Source organism: Roseburia sp. AF15-21, assembly GCF_003479505.1.
GTDB classification, from domain to species: Bacteria; Bacillota; Clostridia; order Lachnospirales; family Lachnospiraceae; genus Roseburia_C; species Roseburia_C amylophila.
The window spans coordinates 193,023-217,647 of record NZ_QUHG01000002.1 but is presented as its reverse complement, the minus strand read 5'-3'; the positions used below and the strand labels follow the sequence as shown (position 1 = coordinate 217,647).

At 45.2% G+C, this 24,625-nt stretch carries 23 protein-coding genes and 1 pseudogene; 3 read left to right on the top strand and 21 right to left on the bottom strand.

What is annotated here, in order from left to right:
• Positions 1-6: 6 nt before the first annotated feature.
• The 14 genes from DWW33_RS04025 to DWW33_RS03960 form a co-directional block, all read right to left on the bottom strand.
• Positions 7-1,332 (bottom strand): enhanced serine sensitivity protein SseB, encoded by a 1,326-nt coding sequence (locus DWW33_RS04025; RefSeq protein WP_118638868.1) that lies wholly within the window; start codon positions 1,330-1,332, stop codon positions 7-9.
• Positions 1,333-1,443: 111 nt separating this feature from the next.
• On the bottom strand, positions 1,444-1,962 hold the full coding sequence (gene nrdG / locus DWW33_RS04020) for an anaerobic ribonucleoside-triphosphate reductase activating protein (protein ID WP_117698216.1): 519 nt from the start codon (positions 1,960-1,962) through the stop codon (positions 1,444-1,446).
• An 18-nt stretch (positions 1,963-1,980) separates the two neighbouring features.
• Positions 1,981-4,143 (bottom strand): anaerobic ribonucleoside-triphosphate reductase, encoded by a 2,163-nt coding sequence (gene nrdD, locus DWW33_RS04015; protein WP_022242420.1) that lies wholly within the window; start codon positions 4,141-4,143, stop codon positions 1,981-1,983.
• 434 nt (positions 4,144-4,577) lie between these two features.
• A complete protein-coding gene (locus tag DWW33_RS04010; protein ID WP_118638867.1) occupies positions 4,578-5,795 on the bottom strand; it encodes an iron-containing alcohol dehydrogenase in 1,218 nt (405 codons plus the stop codon).
• A 131-nt stretch (positions 5,796-5,926) separates the two neighbouring features.
• A complete protein-coding gene (locus DWW33_RS04005; RefSeq protein ID WP_243088522.1) occupies positions 5,927-7,069 on the bottom strand; it encodes an LCP family protein in 1,143 nt (380 codons plus the stop codon).
• 164 nt (positions 7,070-7,233) lie between these two features.
• Positions 7,234-8,451 (bottom strand): RNA polymerase sigma factor, encoded by a 1,218-nt coding sequence (locus tag DWW33_RS04000; RefSeq protein WP_118638865.1) that lies wholly within the window; start codon positions 8,449-8,451, stop codon positions 7,234-7,236.
• Between the two features lie 222 nt (positions 8,452-8,673).
• Entirely contained in the window at positions 8,674-9,576 is a 903-nt protein-coding gene (locus tag DWW33_RS03995) for a CAP domain-containing protein (protein ID WP_118638864.1), read from the bottom strand.
• The gene (locus DWW33_RS15625; protein ID WP_156454685.1) at positions 9,573-9,713 is read right to left on the bottom strand and encodes a hypothetical protein; all 141 of its coding nucleotides are present in this window, start codon (positions 9,711-9,713) and stop codon (positions 9,573-9,575) included. The genes DWW33_RS03995 and DWW33_RS15625 overlap by 4 nt, the downstream gene beginning before the upstream one ends.
• A 270-nt stretch (positions 9,714-9,983) precedes the next feature.
• On the bottom strand, positions 9,984-11,657 hold the full coding sequence (locus tag DWW33_RS03990; protein WP_002604471.1) for a recombinase family protein: 1,674 nt from the start codon (positions 11,655-11,657) through the stop codon (positions 9,984-9,986).
• A gap of 77 nt (positions 11,658-11,734) precedes the next feature.
• Entirely contained in the window at positions 11,735-11,908 is a 174-nt protein-coding gene (locus tag DWW33_RS03985) for a transposon-encoded TnpW family protein (protein WP_002604472.1), read from the bottom strand.
• A 458-nt stretch (positions 11,909-12,366) separates the two neighbouring features.
• On the bottom strand, positions 12,367-12,609 hold the full coding sequence (locus tag DWW33_RS03975; protein WP_002604473.1) for a helix-turn-helix domain-containing protein: 243 nt from the start codon (positions 12,607-12,609) through the stop codon (positions 12,367-12,369).
• Positions 12,593-13,030 (bottom strand): sigma-70 family RNA polymerase sigma factor, encoded by a 438-nt coding sequence (locus DWW33_RS03970; protein ID WP_002604474.1) that lies wholly within the window; start codon positions 13,028-13,030, stop codon positions 12,593-12,595. The genes DWW33_RS03975 and DWW33_RS03970 overlap by 17 nt, the downstream gene beginning before the upstream one ends.
• A 473-nt stretch (positions 13,031-13,503) precedes the next feature.
• Positions 13,504-14,487 carry a 23S rRNA (adenine(2503)-C(2))-methyltransferase RlmN gene (gene rlmN, locus DWW33_RS03965; RefSeq protein ID WP_002584956.1) on the bottom strand — a complete coding sequence of 328 codons (984 nt, stop codon included), beginning with the start codon at positions 14,485-14,487 and terminating at the stop codon, positions 13,504-13,506.
• A gap of 16 nt (positions 14,488-14,503) precedes the next feature.
• The gene (locus DWW33_RS03960) at positions 14,504-14,689 is read right to left on the bottom strand and encodes a cysteine-rich KTR domain-containing protein (RefSeq protein WP_003431289.1); all 186 of its coding nucleotides are present in this window, start codon (positions 14,687-14,689) and stop codon (positions 14,504-14,506) included.
• A gap of 398 nt (positions 14,690-15,087) precedes the next feature.
• Here DWW33_RS03960 and DWW33_RS03955 point away from each other — a divergent pair, with 398 nt between their 5' ends.
• The 3 genes from DWW33_RS03955 to DWW33_RS03945 all read left to right on the top strand — a co-directional run bounded on the left by DWW33_RS03955 (position 15,088) and on the right by DWW33_RS03945 (position 17,270).
• Positions 15,088-15,444 carry a helix-turn-helix transcriptional regulator gene (locus tag DWW33_RS03955; protein WP_002584957.1) on the top strand — a complete coding sequence of 119 codons (357 nt, stop codon included), beginning with the start codon at positions 15,088-15,090 and terminating at the stop codon, positions 15,442-15,444.
• A gap of 201 nt (positions 15,445-15,645) precedes the next feature.
• Positions 15,646-15,975: a plasmid mobilization protein gene (locus tag DWW33_RS03950; protein ID WP_002584958.1), complete on the top strand. Its 330-nt coding sequence runs from the start codon at positions 15,646-15,648 to the stop codon at positions 15,973-15,975.
• Positions 15,936-17,270 (top strand): relaxase/mobilization nuclease domain-containing protein, encoded by a 1,335-nt coding sequence (locus tag DWW33_RS03945; RefSeq protein WP_118638863.1) that lies wholly within the window; start codon positions 15,936-15,938, stop codon positions 17,268-17,270. The genes DWW33_RS03950 and DWW33_RS03945 overlap by 40 nt, the downstream gene beginning before the upstream one ends.
• 201 nt (positions 17,271-17,471) lie before the next feature.
• Here DWW33_RS03945 and DWW33_RS03940 read toward each other — a convergent pair whose 3' ends face one another.
• The 7 genes and pseudogenes from DWW33_RS03940 to DWW33_RS03905 all read right to left on the bottom strand — a co-directional run bounded on the left by DWW33_RS03940 (position 17,472) and on the right by DWW33_RS03905 (position 24,605).
• Complete coding sequence (locus DWW33_RS03940) at positions 17,472-17,681, bottom strand: transposon-transfer assisting family protein (RefSeq protein ID WP_002584960.1); 210 nt, start codon at positions 17,679-17,681, stop codon at positions 17,472-17,474.
• A gap of 4 nt (positions 17,682-17,685) precedes the next feature.
• Positions 17,686-21,036 (bottom strand): YodL domain-containing protein, encoded by a 3,351-nt coding sequence (locus DWW33_RS03935; RefSeq protein WP_117471272.1) that lies wholly within the window; start codon positions 21,034-21,036, stop codon positions 17,686-17,688.
• 125 nt (positions 21,037-21,161) lie between these two features.
• Positions 21,162-21,530, bottom strand: a complete 369-nt coding sequence (locus DWW33_RS03930) for a cysteine-rich VLP domain-containing protein (RefSeq protein ID WP_002584962.1) — start codon at positions 21,528-21,530, stop codon at positions 21,162-21,164.
• A pseudogene (locus DWW33_RS03925) lies at positions 21,527-22,192 on the bottom strand (DNA topoisomerase); the annotation flags it as partial. The gene DWW33_RS03930 and the pseudogene DWW33_RS03925, both read right to left, overlap by 4 nt.
• Before the next feature lie 41 nt (positions 22,193-22,233).
• On the bottom strand, positions 22,234-22,431 hold the full coding sequence (locus DWW33_RS03920; RefSeq protein WP_005335835.1) for a hypothetical protein: 198 nt from the start codon (positions 22,429-22,431) through the stop codon (positions 22,234-22,236).
• A 247-nt stretch (positions 22,432-22,678) separates the two neighbouring features.
• Positions 22,679-24,055, bottom strand: coding sequence for a virulence-associated E family protein (locus tag DWW33_RS03910; protein WP_044930255.1), 1,377 nt, complete (start codon positions 24,053-24,055; stop codon positions 22,679-22,681).
• A complete protein-coding gene (locus DWW33_RS03905; protein ID WP_008371567.1) occupies positions 23,967-24,605 on the bottom strand; it encodes a CHC2 zinc finger domain-containing protein in 639 nt (212 codons plus the stop codon). The genes DWW33_RS03910 and DWW33_RS03905 overlap by 89 nt, the downstream gene beginning before the upstream one ends.
• Positions 24,606-24,625: the final 20 nt, after the last annotated feature.

Here is a 24,625-nt window from a genome sequence, read left to right as displayed (position 1 = left end):
TGCAATTTACAATCCCAGAAAAGTCTTTTTATAAAATGGTGCAACCTCACCAATCAGCTCCATTGCCTTTTCGTCTGCTTCATGCATATCAAGACGCATATAGCCAAGGGACGGCTTTACAGCTTCAGCAATTCCTTCAAAGACGCTCTTTCTCTCACCCTTAAACTCTACAACCAGCAAATAACTAATGTCATCCTTACGTTCAATCTTCGTTACCAGATATGCTTTCTTGATATTCTTCTGTTTCTTCATATATTCACTGAGTATCTGTTTCAGTTCATCCACCTCCGCAATTGGCTCACCAACAAATACACCCGTTTTCTTTTCAACAAGATTGCCAGATGCCATCTCAGCTTCCTGCCTCTTATATCGTTTGAAATAACCTATAATAATTTTCTTCCGGTTCTCTTCTACCCGAAGTTCCATACTGCCCGGATTGATTACAAAATCTCGCTCTCCTGCAATCTTCATCAGCTGGTCAAAACTGACTTTCTGTCCCTTCCATTCCTTTACATTATAAATCTTCTGAAAACTCTGCCAGTCTGTATACACCGGCATCCACTGTGCTCCATTGCTATCCTGTAACAATGCAAACTGAAGGGCTGTTCCCTTTTTTCCGTCTGCATCCTTTTCTTCCTTCGGGTCCTCTACCACTTTTACCGGACATAAGAATTCCCCGCGGACTACCTCTTTTAACATACGGTCACATAAGAACTGCTCCGCACGTTTCCACTGTTCATCTTTCTTTTCTTCAAATAAAATCTGTCTGTGTCTTGCCATTGCAAGAATCAGAGCCGGATTTACAACCGGAATCTGTGCTTTGGAAAGCTCGGAAAAATCCGGTGGTGGAAGCAAATCATCTCTTTTTAATCTGCAGGAATAGCTTCCCACATCCAGTATCAGATCTTCCATACCCCACCAGTGGAGGTTTGCCCAGAAGAACATCTGCTTGTCTCCTCTGATTCCTTTTAATTCCAGTTCTACATTCTGCTCTTTATAATGTTCTATTGCTCTTTGAGCAAATTCTTTTGTTGAAAAGATTAATACACTTCCGTCCCCCATAACACGCGGGTAACCGGTATGCTTGTCCCATGCGCAGTAAAGCTCTTTGCATCCCTTTATTTTATCTGCCAGAATCTTGTTAAACACTTCTATCTTCTTTAAAAAGTTATCTGCCACAAAGGTTTTCTTCTTATGATGTACTTCTGCAGAACGAATCAGAAATTCCAGCTCCTCTAAAGTAAGCTTTGCAAGTTCCTGTTCATCCGGCATTTCATAATTCAAAAGATGGGTCTCTAATAATTCTTCTTTACGCTCTTTACTAATTTCCATGTTCTTCTCCTATATCTTTCCTTAAAACAATCACGTTATTTCTATTTTAATATAAAAACACTATAAAGTAAAATAGAATCCTTCCGGATTCTACTTTATCTTTCACGCAGTTTACATCAGTTCTTCAATGACTCCTGTTTCATTGTATTTTCTGCAGTCAATGACACGCTGATTGGAAGAACCTTTGAATTTTAATGTAATATCATATAGCTCTGCCACATAAGGGCCATCCACCAGCACATCGATTAAGGATAATAATTCTTTCGTATCCTCGGTATATCTTCTTCCCTCCGGTACCAAATCCTTATCCAGTACATATCCGGTATATGCCCATATGTCTTTTTCCGGATGTTCCGTCCGCACCCGCTTGATAAATGGAAGCAGTGCATGCTGGTTTTCCGGTTCAAAAGGGTCTCCTCCCAAAAGAGTCAGTCCCTTGATATAGGGAGATTCCAAAGATGCAAGAATTTCATCTTCTACTTCTTTTGTAAATTCCTCTCCATTTTTAAAGTCCCATGTTTCCGGCTGAAAACACTCTTTACAGTGGTTCCGGCAGCCGGATACAAACAGCACCGTTCTTACACCGGTGCCGTTCGCAATATCATTATATTTAATCGCTGAATAATGCATTTTCTTTTCACTTTCTTTTTATAAGTGAAGTACACGCTCCTTGATTTCCTGGGTTCTTCCCTGATTCCAGAACTGGGAACCAATATAACCACAGGTACGTCTTGCCACGTTCATCTTATCCTGGTCACGGTTGTGGCAATGCGGGCACTCCCATACTAATTTTCCATCATCATCTTTTACAATCTGAATCTCACCATCATAGCCACATACCTGGCAGTAATCGCTCTTGGTATTTAACTCTGCATACATGATATTCTCATAGATGAATTTCATTACAGATAAAACAGCATCCAGATTATCCTGCATGTTCGGAACTTCCACATAGCTGATTGCTCCACCCGGTGAAAGTGCCTGGAACTGGGATTCGAATTTCAGTTTGGTAAATGCATCGATATTTTCGGTTACATGCACATGATAACTGTTGGTAATGTAATTCTTATCGGTAACACCCGGAATAACTCCGAAACGTTTCTGTAAACATTTTGCAAATTTATAGGTGGTAGACTCAAGCGGTGTTCCATATACGGAGAAATCAATATTTTCTTTCTCTTTCCACTCCTTGCAGGCATCATTTAACCGCTGCATTACCTTTAAGGCAAATGGTGTTGCTGCCGGGTCGGTATGTGGTTTTCCAGTCATATATCTGGTACATTCGCAAAGTCCTGCATAGCCCAGTGAAATAGTAGAATATCCACCATATAAAAGCTTGTCTATGGTCTCGCCCTTTTTCAGACGGGCAAGTGCTCCGTACTGCCAGAGAATCGGTGCCACATCAGAAGGTGTTCCCTTCAGGCGGTTATGACGCGCCATCAATGCACGGTAGCAAAGGTCCAAACGCTCATCAAATAGCTTCCAGAATTTTTCAAAATCTCCGCCGGAAGAGCACGCCAGATCTACCAGATTCAAGGTTACCACGCCTTGATTGAAACGACCGTAGAACTTTGGCTTGCCATCTTCATCATGATATACGGTAAGGAAGGAACGGCAGCCCATACAGGTATAGCAGTTGCCATCTTTTAATTCCTTCATTTTCTTCTCAGAAATATAATCCGGAACCATACGCTTTGCAGTACATTTTGCTGCTTTCTTGGTCAGATAATAGTATTCCGAATCCTCATGGATATTATCCTCTTCCAATACATAAATCAACTTTGGAAATGCCGGTGTAATCCATACGCCATCCTCATTCTTAACACCCTGATAACGCTGGTCTAGCACTTCCTCTATAATCATGGCAAGGTCTTTTTTCTCCTGCTCATTCTTTGCTTCGTTCAGATACATGAACACGGTTACGAATGGGGACTGTCCGTTGGTAGTCATCAGGGTTACTACCTGATACTGGATAACCTGTACGCCCCGCTCGATTTCCGCATGAAGTCTTCTTTCCACAATGCTGTTAATCTTCTCTTCGCTCAGCTCCACATCGCTCTCTTTTAATGTCTGCACCAGCTCTGCATGAATTTTCTCGCGGCTGATCTGGACAAATGGTACTAAATGTGCCAGTGAAATACTCTGTCCGCCATACTGGGAACTTGCCACCTGAGCAATAATCTGGGTTGCAATATTACACGCTGTAGAGAAGGAATGTGGCTTGTCAATTCTGGTTCCGCTGATAACGGTTCCGTTCTGTAACATATCCTCTAAATTTACCAGATCACAGTTATGCATATGCTGTGCAAAATAATCTGCATCATGGAAATGGATAATTCCCTGTTCATGTGCCTCTACAATATCCTCCGGGAGAAGGAATCTTCTGGTAATATCCTTACTCACCTCACCAGCCATATAGTCACGCTGCACGCTGTTTACGGTTGAATCCTTATTGGAATTCTCCTGTTTTACTTCTTCATTATTACATTCAATCAGACTTAAAATCTGTTCATCCGTAGAGTTGGATTTACGTACCAGGGCACGTTTATAGCGGTAAGTAATGTATTTCCGGGCAACAGAAAAAGCCCTCTTGTCCATTAACTGATCCTCCACTAAGTCCTGAATATCTTCTACATTCAGGGCATGGTTGGCATCCTTACAGGAATCCTCTATATATTGTGCAATCTCCTTAATCTGGTCTGCAGTCAATCGTTCCGCTTCCACCACCTCATGGTTCGCTTTATTGATTGCAATAATAATTTTTGAAATGTCAAAAACAGCCTCTGCGCCGCTTCTTTTAATGATTTTCATTGAAATCCTCTCCCATAAAAAAATAGTCTATTCGCATAAAATCGACACAAAACTGTACTAGATTTTGTGTCGAATCTCTTCAACGCATATACAGTATACCATATCTTGTGTTTTACGCAAGGGAAATATACAAGATTCGTGAATTTTTTTCAGAAAAATTTTTTTAGAATTTAACGCTTTTTTCATAATCTGGACAATTATTTTTCACAAAATCCGGGTATACTACAAATATCAATAGAGAACAGGTTCATCCCCCAATGTCTTGTCTCTCTATTTGATAAAACTTTTTTCATAAATTTTCATAACTCCCCTTTGTACCCCCGCAGTGCTGTGGGGGTATTACCTTTGTAAAACCATTTTTCAGACTGTAAAAACCCCGTCTCAAATATCAATGCGATATCGAAACGGGGCTTACTTCATTTTTAATCTATTTTTTAGAAATCTACTTCTGTGTCATAGTAACAGCATTTCAGCAGTTTTTCCATTTCTTCCTGACTTGGCTGTCTTGGGTTGGAGCCGGTGCAGGCATCCAAAATTGCATTGGCTGCAATCTCAGGCAGTCTCTCTAAGAATACTTCTTCCGGTACAAAGCCCTGCTCAGCCGGATAGCTGTCCGGTCCATAGTTCTTAATACAGTGCGGAATATTCAAGTCATCATTCATCTTACGCAGGTACTGGATTAAAAGTGCGACTTTCTCGTCCAGTGTCTCTCCGCCAAGCTTCATAAAATCTGCAATCACGCCATAACGTTTCTTTGCAGTCTCATCCTTTGCATTAAATGCAATAACCTTCGGCAGATACATGGCATTAGCTGCGCCATGAATAATATGTGCACCGTAGTCGGCAAATGCGGCACCGGTCTTATGTGCCATAGAATGTACGATTCCAAGCAGTGCATTGGAAAATGCCATTCCAGCCAGACACTGGGCATTGTGCATGGCATCACGTTTTGCCATATCTCCGTTATAGGAATCAATCAGATCATGCTGAATCATCTCAATGGCATGGAGTGCCAGCGGGTCTGTAAAATCACTGTTTGCAGTTGAAACATATGCTTCGATTGCATGTGTCATCGCATCCATTCCGGTGTGGGCTACCAGTTTCTGCGGCATGGTCTCTGCCAGTTCCGGGTCAACGATTGCTACGTCCGGTGTAATTTCAAAATCCGCAATCGGATATTTGATTCCCTTCTCATAATCCGTAATAATGGAAAATGCAGTTACTTCTGTTGCAGTTCCTGAGGTAGAAGAAATTGCACAGAAATGTGCTTTCTTTCTTAATTTCGGAATTCCGAATACTTTACACATGTCTTCAAAGGTAATATCCGGATATTCATATTTAATCCACATTGCTTTCGCAGCATCAATTGGAGAACCACCACCGATTGCTACAATCCAGTCCGGCTTGAACTTCTCCATAGCGGCGGCACCCTTCATCACGGTCTCAACAGATGGATCCGGTTCAATTCCTTCAAACAGTTCCACTTCCATACCTGCTTCTTTCAGATATGCCTCTGCTTTATCCAGGAAACCAAACCGTTTCATGGAGCCTCCACCAACACAGATCATTGCGCGCTTTCCTTCGAAGTTCTTCAGTGCCTCCAATGCACCTTTGCCGTGGTATAAATCTCTTGGTAATGTAAATCTCTGCATTCGTAATACCTCCTTGCTAATCATTGTATGTTTACTGATATATTTTTATCATAACACAATAATATACAAAAGGTAACTGGATTTTTCTTATTTTTTGTGAAATTTTTATAAAATTTGGTTATATTTTCCTTTTACTCTGTTGTTTCAGCAGCAGCCGCATCCTGCACCAGCGGATTCGTATCCCGGGTGGTATCTGCTGCCGTCTTTCCTGTCCTGTTGCTTACTGCCTTGCTGATTTCTTTCACCTTATCTGTCGTTTCATAATCCTCTACATCAAATAAATAGCGGTGCAGCAAATCTACATTAGTCTCCAAATCCGTTGGTACAACTACTGCTCCGATGGATTTTTCCATCATCTTGGTGTCTAACTGGAATGGCCAGCCCTGGGTATCTGCAAGCTCATACTCTTTGACATGGGCTGCAAGTCCCAATATTTCTGTGGTAGAAAGGCTGGTAGAAATGTCCGGAAACAGCTTGTCTACCAAATCATTTAAAGTAAGGATGTCTGCCTGCTTTGCTTTTTCTACAATCTTTCCTACTACAATACGCTGGCGCTCGGTCCGGCGGAAATCGTCTCCGCCGCTCATTCGGTCGCGGCAATAGGCAAGTGCCTGTATTCCATTGACCTGCTGCACGCCCGGTCCGGAAACCGGCTTGCCATGGGTTCCCATGACTTCATTCATTTCATCAATCCAGATGTGCATATTGCTGGCTTCTTCCTTGGTAATATCCAACTCTATTCCACCTAATGCATCCACAACTTCCATTACCGCATTGAAGTCTACGGATACATATTCGGTAATATTCAAATCCAGATTCTTATTTAACGCCGCTACTGCACCGGTCGGTCCTCCCTTGGCATAAGCTGCATTCAGTTTCCGCAGGCTGTCTTTATCATCTACTGCCAGAAAGGAATCCCGGTATACGGATACAAGCTTCACTTCCTTGGTATCATCGTTGATACTGGCAATCATGATACAGTCGCTGTTTCCGCTTTCATAATTTCCACTGCTCCGGTTGTCAATTCCAAAGATAGCTATATTGGTATAATTATCTAACACTTCCTGGGTCTCGCTGTCTATATTAATATTCAGCTTCTTCGCGTCTAAGGAACCGGTATTATTGATTTTATTCAGCTTACTCATTACATAAAATACTACCAGCAAAATGAGTATCACTAATACTTCTACAATAAAAAGTATCAGTTTTCTCTTTCTTCTCTGCTTTTTTCCAACCTTCTTTTTCGGACCTGTCTTCGCCTTCTGCTTTTCCATGCCCATAGTTCCTCCTTACTTTGATATACTTATACTCCTTAATCCGGACTGTTTTTCCGCAGCCCATTAATTCAAATATATCTTACTGGAATTGGTTGGTCAATGTCTCACAGACAACCTTAAGAATCGGTTCCATAAATTTAACGAAATCTTAAGTTTTCGTATTAATCGAAGGCAGAACTCTTTCCATTATACCAATGATCCCACATTGCATCATTTACCACAACATACTGTCCGTTATAAATTGCAATGGCATGGGTACCGCCATCCAGTGTACAGCCAATAATAAGAAGCTCATCCTCATAGCCATCTACGTCATAGGTAACTTCTTTAATAATCTGTGTTTTATCCCAGTCTGCATAAATCGTTCCCTTGACACCGTCAATCCAGCAGGTTGCCTTTACCGGCTCGTCCCAGAATTCAAAATAGTCTTTATCATTACGCACGGAACTTGGAAGCACAGATTCCGGAATATCAGCATATTTTTCACTTCCATTTTCATCCTCTGGTGCATCCGTTGTCTCTGTATCCTCACCCACGCCATCTATTGGCTGGTCTGCATTTACCGGAACTTCTTCTACTGCCGGAACATTTTCCTGTGCGGTCGTATTTTTATCATTTGATTTATTGTAGCTGATGACACCAACTGTCATCGCACTTGCTATAGATGCCGTTGCCACGATTCCAATTACCGCTTTTCCAGCTGCAGTTGACAAAAATGATATCTTTCTTGCTGTGCCTGCGGCTTTTACCGCTGTTGAGGCTGCAGTTTTTCCTGCACCATATGTACTCTTTGCTATACTTTTTCTACATTCACCTAATAAAAGCTGGGTGGATGGCTCTGCCGCAGATACAACCATTTCCTTTTTCAACAGATACAGCAGTAACGGCATTGGTGCAACACTGTAAAGCTTGTATCCCCTCTTCTGCAGTTCCTCTGCCTTTGTCTTGATATTATTCCTGCCATAACGCAGTCTTGATTTCACTGTAGCTTCCGGGCAGCCCAGCTGTTCTGCAATTTCTTTTGTGGTAAGTCCCTCTAATTCAAAGGCAATTACAACCAGACGCTGCTCGTCAGACAATGCATCGATCAGCTCATGCACCAGCTGTCTGGTCTCTTCTTTCGTATATTCTAATTCCGGCTCATTTTCCCAGACGCTTACTGCCTGGTCCATGATTTCTGCATCTTCTTCCTCACCACTTTCCATGCGTAAATCTAGCGGTGTATGATTGCGTTTTTCCAGTTCATTTTTTGCTGTATTTACCACAATCTGTGCTAACCAGGAATCAAATTTTTCCGGTTCTTTTAGTTTATCCAGATTTTTCCACGCCCGTATGTATGCTTCCTGCAAAACATCTTTTGCTGCCTCTTCATCTTTCACTTATTTTAAAGCCAGATAATATTTATTATTTTTTGTTGTATCATAAAGAAATTCAAATCCCGTCGAATCTCCATTACATGCTTTTTCAACTGCCTGTGTATATGTCATTTTCTTTTCCTTCCTTCTTCCTTATTTCTCATGTGTTTTTCCTATAACGCCTGATTTCTTAAAATTTTAACAGAAACAGCTCTTCCACCGCAAGCACATTTCCATCTTCTATTCTCACCAGTCATGACTGTCAATATACTCATTTAAAGCTGCTTCTGCCTCCGGTCCATAGGCATTGCAGGATAACGTTCCACCACTGTTTTCACTTTCTTCCAGTGCAAAATTCTCCACTGCATACCAGACACCCTGATATACATATATGGCACAGGCACCTTTTATATAGGAAGATAACATATAGTTATTGTGATGACCGGTTGAGTAAAACCACTGCATGTGGATTCTATATGCGCTTCCCGCAGAATTTAATGCTATGTTTTCTCCATAATTGCCACAGCCATTATGGGAAAAATCTGATACAATTGCCTGTGCTCTCTGGCATGCAAAATTGTATATGTCCTCATCCCAGGTAAGTGCATTGAGGCCTGCTGCTGTTCTCTCTGCATTCACATAAGACCACACCTCTTCGGCCGCACTTCTGTCAAAACCATCCGGATGAACCTCCGGCATATCAATCCATGTTCCTTCATTGACATCATATATCATTCCGTCATGTGGCGGCTTATTTGAATCGGTTGTATCTGCTACTGTTGTATTCTTTTTCTTACCGCTTTTATTTTTATCTGACTGTTCTGTCTCCCCAGTCTTTCCTTGCTCTGTTCCTGTCTCATTTTCTCCCTCTGTGTTTTCTTCCGCTGTATCTTCTTCTACCCCAAGTTCCGGTTCTAAATTTTCAGTTTCTTCTGTCTTCTGCGCCAATCTGACTGTTTCAATAGCTGTTTCTGCAGCATTTTCTACTATAACTTTTACCCTCTTCTGTGGTGTTTTCTCTGCTACTTTTTCTTTTTCCGTAGTCGGACTTCCCTTTGCTTCTGTCACATTGCTACATCCTGTTAAAGCGATTGTTGCTACCATCAGGACAGCAAGTGCAATATATCCAGGTTTTCTCATTTTCATCATAATCTTTCACCTTCCTTTTTGCGATTTGTTCTGTTCATAATCTGTTTGCGAACCGAGCAATCCGTATCCTCGTTCATTTCAAAATTCTGCATATCCTTATGCATCAGCAGCACAAACCATTTTATTATGTTTTTCATCTGTCCTTCCTCCCTTCTATTAAGTAAGACAGGAGGGGTTAGAAAAAAGATTTAAATTTTTCAAAAATTTTTCAAAAAAAAAAATAAGAGCAGTCTGTGAAACTACTCTTATTTCTATAACATTTTATTTTGCACTTCTTTTCGTATAACCGCAGTCGCAATACGGTCCACCCGAAGCGATTGTATATTCCCTGACAAAATTACTGACACAATCTGCTTCACTCATTGTATAGTCAAGGCGGCACATTGCAGGTATCAGCTTTGCTGGGGTTAGATAGCGATACTTTTTACATCTACCATGTTGCGGCGGTCATGGTTGACAACTTGCGTCGGCTCCTGCTCGGTATCAACCTGTCCGACAAAGCTATAATGGATTTCGATTTTCCGGGTGTTGGTTTCCCGGTCTAATTCATGTATCAAAATACGGTCGATAAACTCATGGACGTTTTCATAGGTCAATTCCTGTATGTCGCTGTATTTCCCGACAATCTGAATAAACCTTGATATATCCCTTTTTCGCTCGGTAACGGTTGCGATCTGCTGTTGTAACTCGTCTATCCTTGCGGCAAGGGATTTCTTTTCGTCCTCATAGCCGGAAGTTAGAAACACAAACCGTTCATCTGTCAGTCTGCCTAATGCGTTGTCCTCATACAGCTTGCGGAAAAGCGTGTCAAGTTCGGTCATACGCGCCTGTGCTTTGAAAAGTTCCTTTTGCTGCTGCGCTAATGCCTTTCTCGCTTCCATGTCGCCGTACTCGGTAGCTTTACAGATAAAGTCCTGTTCGTGTTCCTTAACATACCGCAAAACCCGCCGCATATCTTCCAGCACTAAATCAAGAAGTACGTTTTTGCGGATATAATGAGAGGTACACTCGCTGCCTGTCCTTGCCCTGTTGCGCCATGCGCCGCAAGAATAGGAAAACTTGCGCGGCTCGATATTTACGCCCTGTTGGTAATACATCTTATGTCTGCAACCAGCGCAAAACAGCAAGCCGGAAAAAATATCAATCTCCGCTGCTTTTGTCGGGCGGTGGCGGGTAGCAATCCGCTTTTGCGCAAGTTCAAAGGTTTCCTCGTCAACAAGCGGCTCATGGGTGTTTGGGAAGAAATAGCGTTGTTCTTCTTCGTTCTTCCGGGTCTTTTTCGACTTGTAGGATACCTTGTGAGTTTTCGCGGTTATGGTATGCCCTAAATATTCCTGCCTTGCTAATATGTCATAGAGCGTTTTGTCCGGCCAAGTATAGGGGGCGATCATTGCCCGCTGATACCGCGCCTGTCCTGTACGCTGATAGCGCAACGCTCCAATCGTCAAGACTTTGTTTTCCGCAAGCCATTTTTGGATTTCGCACATACGCACGCCGCTAACAAACATAGCGAAAACCTGTTTGACAATCGGCGCGGTTTCCGGGTCGGGTATAAGGTGGTGGCGGTTGTTCGGGTCTGGGATATAGCCGTATGGATATTCCCCGTTGACGCGCTCGCCTTTTTGCGCCTGTGCCTGTTTAACTGCGCGGATTTTCTTGCTTGTGTCGCGGGCGTAAAACTCGTTAAACCAGTTCCGCAAGGGGGTAAACTCGTTATCCTCCCGCGCTGTGTCAACTCCGTCGTTGATCGCGATATAGCGTACTCCGTTTTCGGGAAATACAATCTCTATGAGTTCGCCCGTTTTCAGATAGTTTCTGCCAAGACGGGAAAGGTCTTTGGTAATGACCGTCGCCACTCGTCCGGCTTCCACTTCCTGCAACATCGCTTGCAGCCCCTCGCGCTCAAAACTCACGCCGGAAAATCCGTCGTCCACAAAAAACTTTGTGTTCAAAAAATGGTGTTCGTCCGCATAGCGTTGAAGTATCATTTTTTGGTGCTGTATGCTTCCGCTTTCTCCGGCTTGCATATCCTCTTGACTTAAACGGCAGTAAAGGGCGGTGATTTTATTCGACTGTAACATTAGTCCTCCTTTCCGACAGCCGAATAAACAGGTATAATGTGTTGCTATCATTATACCATATCCCGCCGCCTAATGCACTACTCGGACGCTAAAAATCCCGGATTTCCGGGCTTTTTCTGCAAATCCTTTACAATGAGTTTCTCAATCTTTTTATGGATTGTATCGGTTGCCTTTTCACTCGGCAACGCTTGAACAAGATAGGTGATTTTCCCTATTTTGCGTTCGGTTGTAATTGTCTGTTTTTTATCCATTAGAAAAACCTCCTTTTCCTGTATGGATAAACTATATTCGTCAAAAGGCAAAAACGGGCGGTTGTTAGCTGCAACCTCACGGGAGTTTCACCCCGGCCCATGCTTATGGGTGCGCCGCGCAATACTTTGAGGGTGTTCAACGCGGGAGTATCATTGTGCCGCCTTGTATGTCGTCGCCCACAAGCTGCTAAACCTGTTTTACGGCGCGGTAGTTCTCGCTCGGCTTTTCCCCTATGGGGAAAAGCTGTCATGGCGTACCCGCCGACTGGCTCGGTACAGACGGAATGTACCCGTTTGCCTGTTATGCTGCGCACCAAAGGCCGCTTTCTTTGTCAAAGAACAATAGGCTTTGTCGGCCTGCAAAAGCACATCAACAGCGGATATGCTTTTGCGGAACGACAAATAGCCCATAACGGGAAGCGTGGAAAGGGGACACGCTCCCCGCATGGGCTAAAAGATTATCCTACATGAAAAGCAAGGGTGCGGGTAATAAGGCGCACTTGCAGCCTGTTACGCATTTCCTCGTCCACATAGGAATAGGTATTGCCCGCGTCGTCTTTCAGCGTGCGGGTACAAAGTTTCGCTATGTAACCCTCGTAGTGCTTCAAGATCGCGCACATGGCGGTTGTGTCGCCGTTTGCCGCTGCGGAAATGACAGGGAACGGCAACAGATTTTCAGACTTCCTAACGGTATTCATCATCTGCTTTTCCCTCCAAATACTGTTTGATTTTCGCAAGCGCGGATTTCCTGTGCCGGAAAACCGTCGTGCGTACAACATTCAGCAGTTCGCCAATTTCCGCGTCGCTCATATCCAAGAAGTAGGACAAAAGGATAATGTCGCGTTTCCTTTCGGGCAAAGCGTTAAGGGCTTCGGCAAGCAGTTCATTTTTGACGAGTACATCAAAGCCGGACACTTGAAAACGGAAATAATCGCTTTCGTATTCGTCCGTTGTGAAAAGCTGCGCGAGTTCGCTTTCGCTCAAATCCGAAAAAGTAACTTCGCGTGCTGCGCGTTTCGCAAGAGTGCGGCGGTGGCTTTTCGCTTCGCCGACCAAAGTTTTCTTTGCTAATGCGTCGTACTGATGTTGTATTCTTTCCTTGTCGGAAGAAGATAGCTCCATAGAGTTCACCTCCTTCCCGCGTGGAGTAGAGGACGGGAGTTAAGGGCTTGTCCTCTCTGCCCCTTTCGCTCCGTACCCGTTCGGGAGATGGCTCTTGAGTGCGCTTTTCAGAAAAAAGTTGAAAAAAGCAAAATGCGCCCGTCCGCAAGACGCGGACGGGCGCAAAGGAAATGTAAGCAGTAGCTAAATGTATTGACAGTTCACATTCATAGCCGGAATATCCCGCTTGCGGAGCATAGCTTTTTTTGACCGCAAAGCATTAGGCGGGTTACAGTAAATAAAAATGGACACGGCGATACCTCCCCGATACCGCCGTATCCTTAAAAAAGGGCGACTTTAATACACTACCCGCAATCCATTCTATAATAGGGAACAGCGGCTTTTGCGCAATATTAAATAAAAAAGCCGATAACACATAGGTTTTTTGACCTAATGCGTTATCGGCTCTGCGTCTATGCGTCTGGCACTTTTAATCATTTTTTTTTGAATTTATTATATGTGTTAGCTAACTGTCCACAAGCCGCGTTAATCTCTCTGCCATGAGAAACTCTCATAGTAACTTCAAGTCCTGCTTGCTCTAATTGATGTTTGAATGCAACTATTTCCCGTTTCTGTGGTGCTTTAATTCTTGAATTGCTTGTTGGGTTGTATTGTAACACGTTAATCATAACTTTTTTGCCCCGAAACCATTTTGCAAGTTGTCTTACATCTGAGGGCCGGTCATTTATACCCGGTAAAAGCAAATACGCAAAGACAATTTTGCGATTATGCCTTTCAGAATAGGATAAGGCTTGCTTAACAACATCTTCAATAGCATATATGCGCATGTGAGGAATAATACGATTTCTTGCAGATTGTGTTGCTGCGTGTAAAGATATTGTCAACTGAATTTTAAGATGTTCCTCGCGCAATTTTTTTAATTGATCGACCGGACCAACTGTTGATATGGTAATGCCGTCGGTTGGAAAGTTGAGCCCATATCTATCTCGGAGAATATGGATTGCTTTTATCAAGTTGTCATAATTGAATAAAGGCTCTCCCATACCCATAAAAACGATACGGTTTACTTTTCGACGCAACAATATAATCTGTTGTACGATTTCTGACGATGTTAGATTACGAACAAAGCCATTTCGCCCGGACTCACAAAAAATACAACCAACAGGACAACCGACTTGTGTGCTCACGCAAACAGTTCCACCATCTCGCCGCTTGATAAAAACCGTTTCAATGTATTTGTTGTCTTTCAGTTCGTAAACATACTTTTCAGTATCACTGCTTTTGCAAATATTTTTTACCAACATTGATAGATTTTTTTTGCGTGGTAATTGCTTATATAATTCTTCATATAAGGCTTTTGCTTCATTCTCGCCAATAACTTCCGACATTTCTTTGTAAGTAAATCCGTATGGATCATTCCGTACTTCCGCAGGCGTATATTTAGGTAAACGTTTCATTTTTATATCCTTTCTTCTAAATAATAAAAGTTTGTTTTTCTGTATTTTTGATTACAATCTCTAATTTTTCTACATCAATGATATGCGTCAATTTGCATTTAGGGCAGAAAAGAGGAAAATCTTTTAATACAGTATTATGAAATACTTGAACTCTCGTCTTTCCGTTACAAATCGGACATTTTATCCAATATTTTTTAAGCATTATATTTCACTCGTCCTTTTTACACAAAAAAATGCAGGTCAATCCTCAACATGAGCATTGACCTGCATTTATAATGCACAGAGCAGTACAACAAAACTAAGGCATAGCTTGCACTATGTCTATACTATATCTATACGTCGTTAGTTTTTTGTATAGCATCCGCAAAATAAGCATGACAAAAAAGCCCATGTTGAAAATGGGAAAATCCTTTTTTTCAATGCTTATCTAATACGCATGCTATGCAACATAAACGCCGCCTCCTTTTACATAAATTTTATTTTATCAGAAAATCAGTCTACTGTCAATACACAACAGGAAGTATTTAACCTAATGATATGAATTGTGTGGACATATCCAAAAAGAAAGGTGAACTGTAAAATGTAACAGGGTGAATGAAAATGGCAAAAAGACCCGTACCATTGTACGACTTTAAGGCTTTCGGGGCAGCTATAAAAGCCGCGAGAAATGAATACGGCGAGAGCCGCAAAAAGGTAAGCGACGAGTTATATATTTCCCCGCGCTACCTTGCGAATATCGAGAACAAGGGACAACAGCCGAGTTTACAGGTATTCTATGACCTTGTAACCCGGTATCATATTTCGGTAGATCAATTTTTCTTCCCGAACAGCAATGCGGAGAAATCCACCGGGCGGCGGCAGCTTGACGCGCTGCTGGACGGTATGAGCGATAAAGGCATACGGATTGTAACCGCAACAGCAAGGGAGATAACGGAAGTCGAAAAAGCAGAGGATTAACCTCACAATATGAGAAATCGGGAGATTGCAGCGCATGGCGGCTGCAATCTTTTTTTGCGTCCAAAATCAAAGGAACGCGCAACAAATACCGCCTTTCGGTGGGGGTATGGAGTAGATAGCAAGCACAGCAAACGAGTACCCGTTTGCGGAAAATGCTTGTTGGGATAATCCCAAACCCTTATACCGAAAGGCGGTGCGGAAATGGAAAACCGAAAGAGAAATATACAGATGAAGTTTTACGTTACGGAAGAAGAAAAGCGGCTGATCGACGAGAAGATGAAGCAGCTTCCCATAAAGCAGTATGGGGCATACTTCCGTAAAATGGCGATAGACGGGTATATTCTTGTCGTTGACCGAAGCGACACAAAAGCATATATCCGGGAACTGCAAGCGGTGAGCCGGAACATCAACCAAATTGCAAAACGCGCCAATGCGACGGGGACGGTTTACAGGCAGGATATAGAGGACATTAAAAAGGCGGTGGACGAGATATGGCGGTTACAAAGACGCACCCTATTAAATCAACCTTAAAGGCTGCGATAGACTATATCTTAAATCCCGAAAAGACAGACGGGAAGCTGCTTGCGTCCTCTTTCGGCTGCGGGCTGGAAACCGCCGATATTGAGTTTGCATGGACGCGGGAAGCTGCCGGAGATCGCGGCACACATTTAGGGCGGCACTTGATACAATCCTTTGCGGTGGGAGAAACCACACCGGAAGAAGCGCACAAAATCGGCATGGAACTTGCCGGGGCGGTATTAGGCGGCAAGTATGAGTTTGTTTTGACAACTCACGTCGATAAAGACCATCTGCATAATCACTTGATTTTTAACTCGGTCAGCTTCGTTGACTACAAAAAGTACCATTCCAACAAACAAAGCTATTACCATATCCGGCGCACCAGCGACAGGATATGTAAAGAGCATGGGCTATCCGTCGTCGTGCCGGGACAGGACAGAGGGAAAAGCTATGCGGAATATACCGCCGAAAAGCAAGGTACAAGCTATAAAGCCAAGCTGAAAACGGCGATAGATAACCTCATTCCCCGAGTGAAAGATTTTGACGAACTGCTGCGCCGCTTGCAGGAAATGGGATATGAAATCAAACAGGGCAAATACATTTCTTTCCGCGCCGCCGGACAGGAACGGTTTACCCGCACAAAGACGCTCGGCGCGGCCTATACGGAAGAAGCGATAAAGGAGCGTATCAAGGGCGTGTATGTTGCCAAAACAAAAACGCTGCGGGAAGATAAAAAAATCCGGCTTGTCGTTGATCTTGAAAACAGTATCAAAGCCCAACAGTCGGCGGGCTATGAACGGTGGGCGAAAATCCATAATCTGAAACAGGCTGCTAAAAGCATGAACTTCCTAACCGAAAATAAGATTGAGTATTACAGCGAACTTGAAAGCAAAATCGCGGATATTATGACCGCCCATGACGCGGCGGCAAAGGCGGTTAAGGAAGTGGAACAGCGTATGTCTGATTTGTCGCTGCTTATCAAGCACACCACCACATACCGACAGTTAAAACCGATTTACGATGAATACCGAAAATCGCCGGACAAGGAAAAGTATCTGCAGGGACATGAAAGCGAAATTATCCTGTTTGAAGCTGCGGCAAGGGCATTAAAGGAAATGCAGATAAAGAAGCTGCCCGATCTCGCCGCGCTGCGCAAGGAGTATAGAAGCTTAAACGACAGGAAAACCAAATTGTATGAAGATTATCGGCAAGCCAAGAAGCAAATGCAGGAATACGGCGTTGTCAAAAAGAACGTCGATAGTATTCTTTACCCGTCCCAAAGCAGGGCGCGGGAGCAGGAGCGATAAGGCGCAAAACATGGGGTGGCAAGTGGAATGTTAAGGGCTGAAAACGCCTGTGTTTCTGCGGCTTCCAGCGCATGAAAACGACATAGACGATAAAGTATATTCAAACCCGCAAAAACGGCTTTCTAATTGTCCACGCAAGGACAAAAAAAGAACAGGGGCGCGGTGCCGGAAATCGGCAACCGCGCCCCTGTTCTCTATGGGCTATTCCTCGTCGGTCAAGATAAACTCCCTTTCGGAAAACTCGCTGTCCGTCATGGCTTGCAGCTTGTTCACCGCTGCGGCGGCAAGCTGGCGCATATCCTCGTCCATGTAGGGCATGGCGGCAAGGATATTTTCAAGCGTTGTTTCCCGGCTGTCCTCGGCGTAGATCGCAACAATGTTTTCTTCCTCAATGGTAAAGCGGGTATTCATGCTATCAAACCTCCAAATCCTTTTTATGCTCTTTCTGTTTATCTTTCGGCTGCTGCGCCGCCTGTTTCTTGTATTCGTCCAGCTTCTTCAAAATGGACGGTTTTTTCTGCGGCTGTTCCCGTTTCTCGGCTTTTACCGCTTTTGCAAGGTCGGTAACGGAAATCGCTTCCCCCGCCTTTGCCCGCTGCTCAAAATCCGCGACGGTGGGCGTTTGCGGCGTATTATTGATAAGCCCGTCAAAATTGTTGTCGTTCTGCTCTATGGTGTCCTCGACGTGCTTTAAGGGATTATCCCGCTGCGGCTGCTCGGCGGCTATGGCATAAGCCTGTGTGCCATTTCCCATAATGAGATACTTCCCGTCCTCCGACGCATGATGAAAACCAAAGCCCGCCGCTTCGATCTGTTCACGGCTCATATCGGTAATATGAAAATTGCCCCTCGGCGTTCTAACGGTTTCACCCGTCAAAAGGCTGTCGGGGGTCGCTTCCGGCTGCTGCTTTTCAAGCTGCCCGTCCTTGTAGGAATATCCTTGCGCCGCGATTGCTTCAAGGGTCTTGCCCGTAACGTCGCCATAAATCCGCTTGTCTGCGTCAACCAGCATTTGCAAAGTGTCTTGTACGGTGTCGGACAAGGCTTGCTGCTGTTCGGGCGGCAGCTTGTCAAATACGGGGGTCTGCTGCTCCTGCAAAAACTCCGGCACTTGCTGAAAACCGATACTGTCTACATAGTGGGCGGTGTCCTCGTCGTTCTGATGAAGCACAACAATGTCGGAAACGGAAAGGCTATGCCCCTTAAAGTCGGCGGGGTGGTCGATATTAAACCTTTCCCAAATGTCGCCCAGCGTCATATCCTTTGTAAGCGGTGCAGTATAGACGAGTTCATAATTTACCCGGTCAATGGTAAGTCCAGCCGCTTGCAGACGGTCATAAGGCTCAAAGCGCAAGTCCCTTGTTTCGTCCCCGCGCTTTAACTGATAAATGGAAAAGGTATCGCCCTGCTCCTGCTCGGCTTGCCGCTGCTGCTGCAACTCGGTAAAATGCCCCTCAATCTCGGTAATGAGTTCCTTTGCGGTGGTCTGTATTGTTTCAAGGGACGCTTTTAACTCGGTCATTTCCTTGCCGCTGCTCCAACCAGCCACATAGCCGAAAGAGTAATCGGAAGTATCAAGGCCGAAATGCTGGCAAACCGTATAAGCGACGCTTTCCGCTTCTACCTCGCAGGTATGGCGGTCAACGCGGTTTTGCTGCTCCGGCGGGGCGTTTAAGTCTACGTCGTGCAGCTTCGCATGGGCGATTTCGTGAATGGCGGTCTTTACCGCCTGTAATTCACTCACGCCCTCTTTGATTGCAATACGCTTGTCGGTCAAACTGAAATACCCATTTGCGCCGTTTGTGATCTGCTCAAATGCAATCGGGACGGGGGACGCTTTTTCAAGGGCGGCGAAAAAATCCTCGTACTGCTCCACATCGGCAAGCAGCGGTTTAACGGAAAGGTCGGGAAACTCCTTGCCCTCGGTCTGCGAAATATCAAAGACGGTTATAACCTTAAAGGCGGGGACGGTGATTTCCTTTTCTTCCTTTACCACTTTTCCCTCGCGGTCAAGCATGGGCTTTCTCGTTTCGGGGTCGATTTTATCAACCAGCTTTTTCACCTTGTAGGGCGCGGGGGCAAAGATTTTAATGCCTTTCTCGCCTTTCTTTACATGGCGGTCAAACTCCTTTTCCCATTGACGGAAGCCCATTACCAAATTGCCGCCCTGCATAGCAATTAGGATAGTGTTATTCAAACTATAATCATGGAACTTTGACATAGCGGTTAGAAACTCTTTGTAGCGGTCGCTGTCAAAAATCGCCTGTACGCCCTGTTCCAAACGCGCGGTGATCTCCTTTACCTTTTCGGCGGGCTTTTCGGAAGTAAGGATAATGGGGACGACGGGGCGGGGCTGCTGCGGCTCTGCGGCCTGTGCGTCTGCTTGCTGCGTTTCGGCTGCGTCCATATAGGCTTTGTCCTGTTCGCCGCGCTCCGGCTGCGGGTAACTCATAATGCGGTATTCTTCCGGCACTTCGCGCCCCTCAAACTGCCGTTCCCACTCGTCGCCGCTTTCCACGATATAGCCGTACTCGGTAAACGCGCCTTTTTCCTGCGCGGCAGCGTTCCTGCCAAAAGTAGAAAGGTCAATGCCGCCTTTCCATTCTTCGGGCATTTGTACCATGCCGGATTGATTTAAGTAATAGTCGCCCAAATCGTGGTAGTTATGTACTTCGGGGATATGGACGTAAAAATCCACGTTGTAGGTGAAGTCAATTACCTGTCCAATATTTGCAAGCCCGTTTTTCTGCTGCAAAGCTGCGTTCAGCTTGCCAACCTCGGCGGGGTCAAGCTGTTCGAGCCGCGCCGCAAGAAAATTGAGTTCGTCCACGTCGGCGGCGCATACCATTTCATAAGGCAAGGCAATATGTTTCTCCGGGTCGTCGGAATAGCCGCGAATGGAAAAATCCTGCGGGTTGTCGGCGGTAATGCCGACGTTCCGCATAGCTTCGTGCAACTGCTCCTTTGTGGCGGGCATATCCAACCAATAGCCGCCGGGGTCGCCCGCGTCAAAGCGGCTGCGGTTGCCTATCATAATAGAAAACTGTTCGCTCATGTGTTCACGCTCCTTTTCCTGCCCGGTATTTTCGGGGATAGCTGCCGCCTGTTGCTGCTGCGGGGGTTCTTCGCCCTCTATGGTGTAGTCCGGCATGAGCATACCGTTTACTTTGAAATAGTCGGCGTACTCCTGCGGGATAGGCGGGGAGATTTCCGTAAACAAGCGGTCATACGCTTTGATACGCCCATTCAGATACTTTTCCATAGCTGCCTTGTCGGTGAAAACCTTTCTATCTTGTCCGGCAATCTTCGCTTGCCCGTTCCTGTTCGGGCTGTTGGTATAAACGCCCCATGTGAGAGAATAGGAGTAAGGGACGCTTTGCTGCTTCTCCCTGTCGTAACGGGTGTTTTCGTAAATGTGGTAATTCATCTGATATACCCGGTTGCTGCGAATATGGCGGTTATGCTCGGTGGTCTGCCACTCGTTAGCGGTGTGCTGGACGTGCGGCGTTCTCACATATTCAAGTGTTTTATCCAGCAAAAGCGTTCTTCCCGCCTGTTCTTCCCATGCGGCGGCGCGTTCTTTAAGGTCGTCAAAAATCGCCTGTTCTGCCGCCGCGCTTTCGCTGCGCATGGAAAGTAGCTGCGCAATCGGCAAGGAAGCATAAGGGGCAATCTCCCTGTCCTTTGCTTCAAAATATATCCGGCGTTCTATCCGCATGGTTTCGGCGGCTTCTAATTTGTCATGGTCGTATGAGGAATACGGCATATTCTTTCATCACGTCCTTTCTCGGTCATATAAGGGTTTGGGACTATCCCAACAAGCAAAATGCCCGCGCTCTCTATGGGAAGCGCGGGCATTTCTCGCAAACGGGTACTCGTTTGCTGTGCTTGCTATGTAGTTGTTTTTATCCGTAAACGCCTGTTTCTCTCGCTTTGGGCTTTCTGTCTGCGGCGTATCTTTGCCGCGCAATCGGGGCAGTATTTCGCCCGGTTGCTGCCCGCCGCAAACGTGCTGCCGCATACCGCGCAACGCTTCAAATCGGTTTCCCCGCTGCGGGTGATCTGTTCGCAAAGCTGCCTGTCGGCGGGTAATACCGCTTCGCGGAAATAGCGGCATAGCAGCGAATAGCTGATACTCTGCACACAAACGCAAGTTTCCCCGTCGTCCAGCAGCAGACAATTCCCGCAATCGTTGTTTGCACAAGCGGCGCGGGTCATTTTCTTTACGGCGCGGTATTGCTTTTCATCAAGCCTTATCATTTTCGGTTCTGCTCGACGCGGAAGTTTACATACTTGCCGCCTGTGTCGGCAAGCAGCACAACTCCGTCAAAGGTCTTTCCCGTCTTGGTCGAGTACATACCTTTGATTTTTACCTTTCCGTCTTTCAAAAGGGCGGCGGCAATCGCCTTTGTGAAAGCCTTTTTGCGCTGCTCAAAAAAGCGGTCATTCTTCCACATCACAAAGCTGCAAGCCCTGTCGGAGCAGTAAAAGTTTTTCTTGCCCTCGTAAACCGCCGCGCCGCAACGGGGGCAAGTGCCGATTGCTTCCCGCTGCGGGGTAAACAGCTTCGCTTTATCCTCGGAAATCGCGGAATAGGTCTTGACAAGCCCCGCTGTCATTTCCTCAATCCCGCGCATGAAGTCGGCGGGGCTGTCGCTGCCCTTTGCAATCCCGGTAAGGCGCGTTTCCCATTCTGCCGTAAGCTGCGGGGACGTAAGGCTGTCGGGCAGAATAGCGACAAGGTTATACCCGTCCTTTGTGGGGATTAGCTTTTTGCCCTTGCGCTCGGCAAAGCCCGCGCTAATGAGTTTTTCAATGATACCCGCCCGCGTCGCGGTGGTGCCTAACCCTTTGCGCTCCGCGTCCTCCGGCGTGTCCTCCTTTCCCGCACTCTCCATAGCCGAAAGTAACGTATCTTCTGAAAGCTTTTGTCAAGGGGGTGCGTGGATATTTTTCATATTACTTACGCAGATTCTCTCTCTGCTTCTGCCTGAATAATGCGTTTCAACCTGTCCTCCGCAGTCAAACCGCTACTATGGTCAAAAAACACTTTGACTTTATAATTTGTTTTGCCTTGCTTAATCACAAAAACTCCATCCGGTTTGTTTTTCTCCGAATGGTTATTTGGGGTGGGTAGTGTACTGTTCACAATATTTGTCATACGATATTCCTCCTTGAATGAAAAAGCCCGACAAGGAAAGGTCTGACAACGAAGTTCCGACAACGGACATCAGAAAACCTTTTTTCTTTATCGGGCGATACTATCTTTTTACTATTTCCTTTTTCTTTATAATATTGGTTGTCATGGTTGTCAGAGAGGGAAAAGTGCCGCAATATCAAGGCTTTCGGGATTTTTGCCCGACAACCAGACCGACAACCGGCTCGACAACCGAAGCGACAACGGGCTTTTATTTTTGCTTCAACCATTCTTCCGGAAGTCCTAACTGTTCCATTTCCTCTGTCGGGATTTCTTGAAAACCATCCATGCTGTTGTCAGGCTCGTTGTCATTCCTGATACGCTCCCAGCCCTTTTGTCGGCGGTAAGGCTCTGGAAAATACCTCGGATTGCTGAACGCCCTCCAGCCTGTGACAGCGTTATTCATAATGTCGTTGATCTCTCGCAGCTCCCATTGTTTCGGTTCGTCATAATCATGCCCCAGTGCTTCCTTGTAAAGCTGCTTAGAGCAGACTATGCTGCCGGAATAGCGTTCCAAATAGTCTAAAATCTGTCCTGCCTTTGTGTCCTCCGGCATAAAGTCCTTTTGGTGGGCTTTCAGATAAGCGTTCATAGCCGGACTGAATCTCAGACGGAAATTGCCACTTCTGTAAATCTCCATAGCTTCTGCCCACATCTGATTGATATACTCTCTGGAAGCCTGTTCATCTGCCAAAATATGAACCTCAGCCCTTTCAGGATAGACCATAACCGGAACGAAGCGGCGGTTGCCTGTTCGGTCAAGGGGAAGAAAGTCAAGGGTATTAGAAGAACCTCCAAACACACATTGTCTTTTTCTGTCTGCCGGATGTGTTTCATAGGGTATCTTATAGGTTTCCTTTTGGCGGCTCAGAAAGGACTTGATTTCTTCAATGCTCTTAGCGTTGGCGGTTGCAATCATTTCCGACATTTCAATAATCCAATGCCCCTGCATTTTGCGGTACACATTTTCATCATCCAGCTTTTTCAAGTCATCAGAGAACCAGTCATCATTGACCGCAAGCAAACGGAAGAAAGAGGACTTTCCGGCTCCCTGACCGCCCACAAGACAGAGCATAACCTCAAATTTGCACCCCGGCTTAAAAGCTCGTGAGATAGCACCCAGCAGAAACAACTTCAATGCTTCATAGGTGTAATCATCTGTATCAGAACCGAGAAAGCGGTGCAGACAGAAGCGTATGCGCTCTGTTCCGTCCCATTGCAAGGCATTGAGAAAATCACAGACAGGGTGGTAACGATTTTCATTGGCAATAACCGCAACTGCGTCTATGATTTTCTTCTCTACGGTCAATCCATAGTTTTCTTCAAAATATAGGAGCAGATATTTCACATCCACATCCGTCAATGTCGGGCTGTCACGATACCAACCGAGGGGCTTCACAATGTCGATTCTTTCGGTCAGAAGATTTTTTCGGATAGCCCCTTTCAAAAGTGGGTCATATTGCAGAACACGCTTATAATTTGCGGCAGTATTATAAACCTTACCTTTCTCGCTCTGCTCTAAGCTGTTTCGGATTTCTTCTACTGTGCATGGTTCTGTCTGCTGACAGTTCTGCAATTCGCTGTTCAAGTTTTAACACCTCCTTTCTCTGTTCTGCCACAAGTGCTTTTCGTTCCTCCAATGAACCATACAGAAGAATATCAAGTAGATATTCGATATAGTTCTTCTTATACAGTGCTTCTGCAAACAGGGGATTCCATTCCTCATCCGGCTGTTTAGGAGCGTATTTCTTTTCCCATTCTCTAAGAAGATGAAAATAATCCGTCAGCACCTTGTAGCAATGATTTTCTTCTTTTTGATACTTCTGTTCCGGTGTCGGCTCACGAATACGAGGGCGAATACTGGGCTTTTGTCGGCTGTCATAGTTAAGACCAAAATCTTCAGCAAGTTTGACAGCAGCTTCCCTCAGCCCGATACCGAATAGCTTCGCTGTCAGATCAACAGCGTCTCCAGTTGCTCCGCAGCCAAAACAGTAATAGCGTTCATCCAGCTTCATACTGGGGGACTTATCCGAGTGAAACGGACAGCACGCCATACCAGTGCGACCCACTTTCAAGCCATAGGCTTCTGCGGCTTGTCGGGCAGTAACATTTTCTTTTACAACTTCAAATACATTCATGTGACTCCTTTCCAGAAACG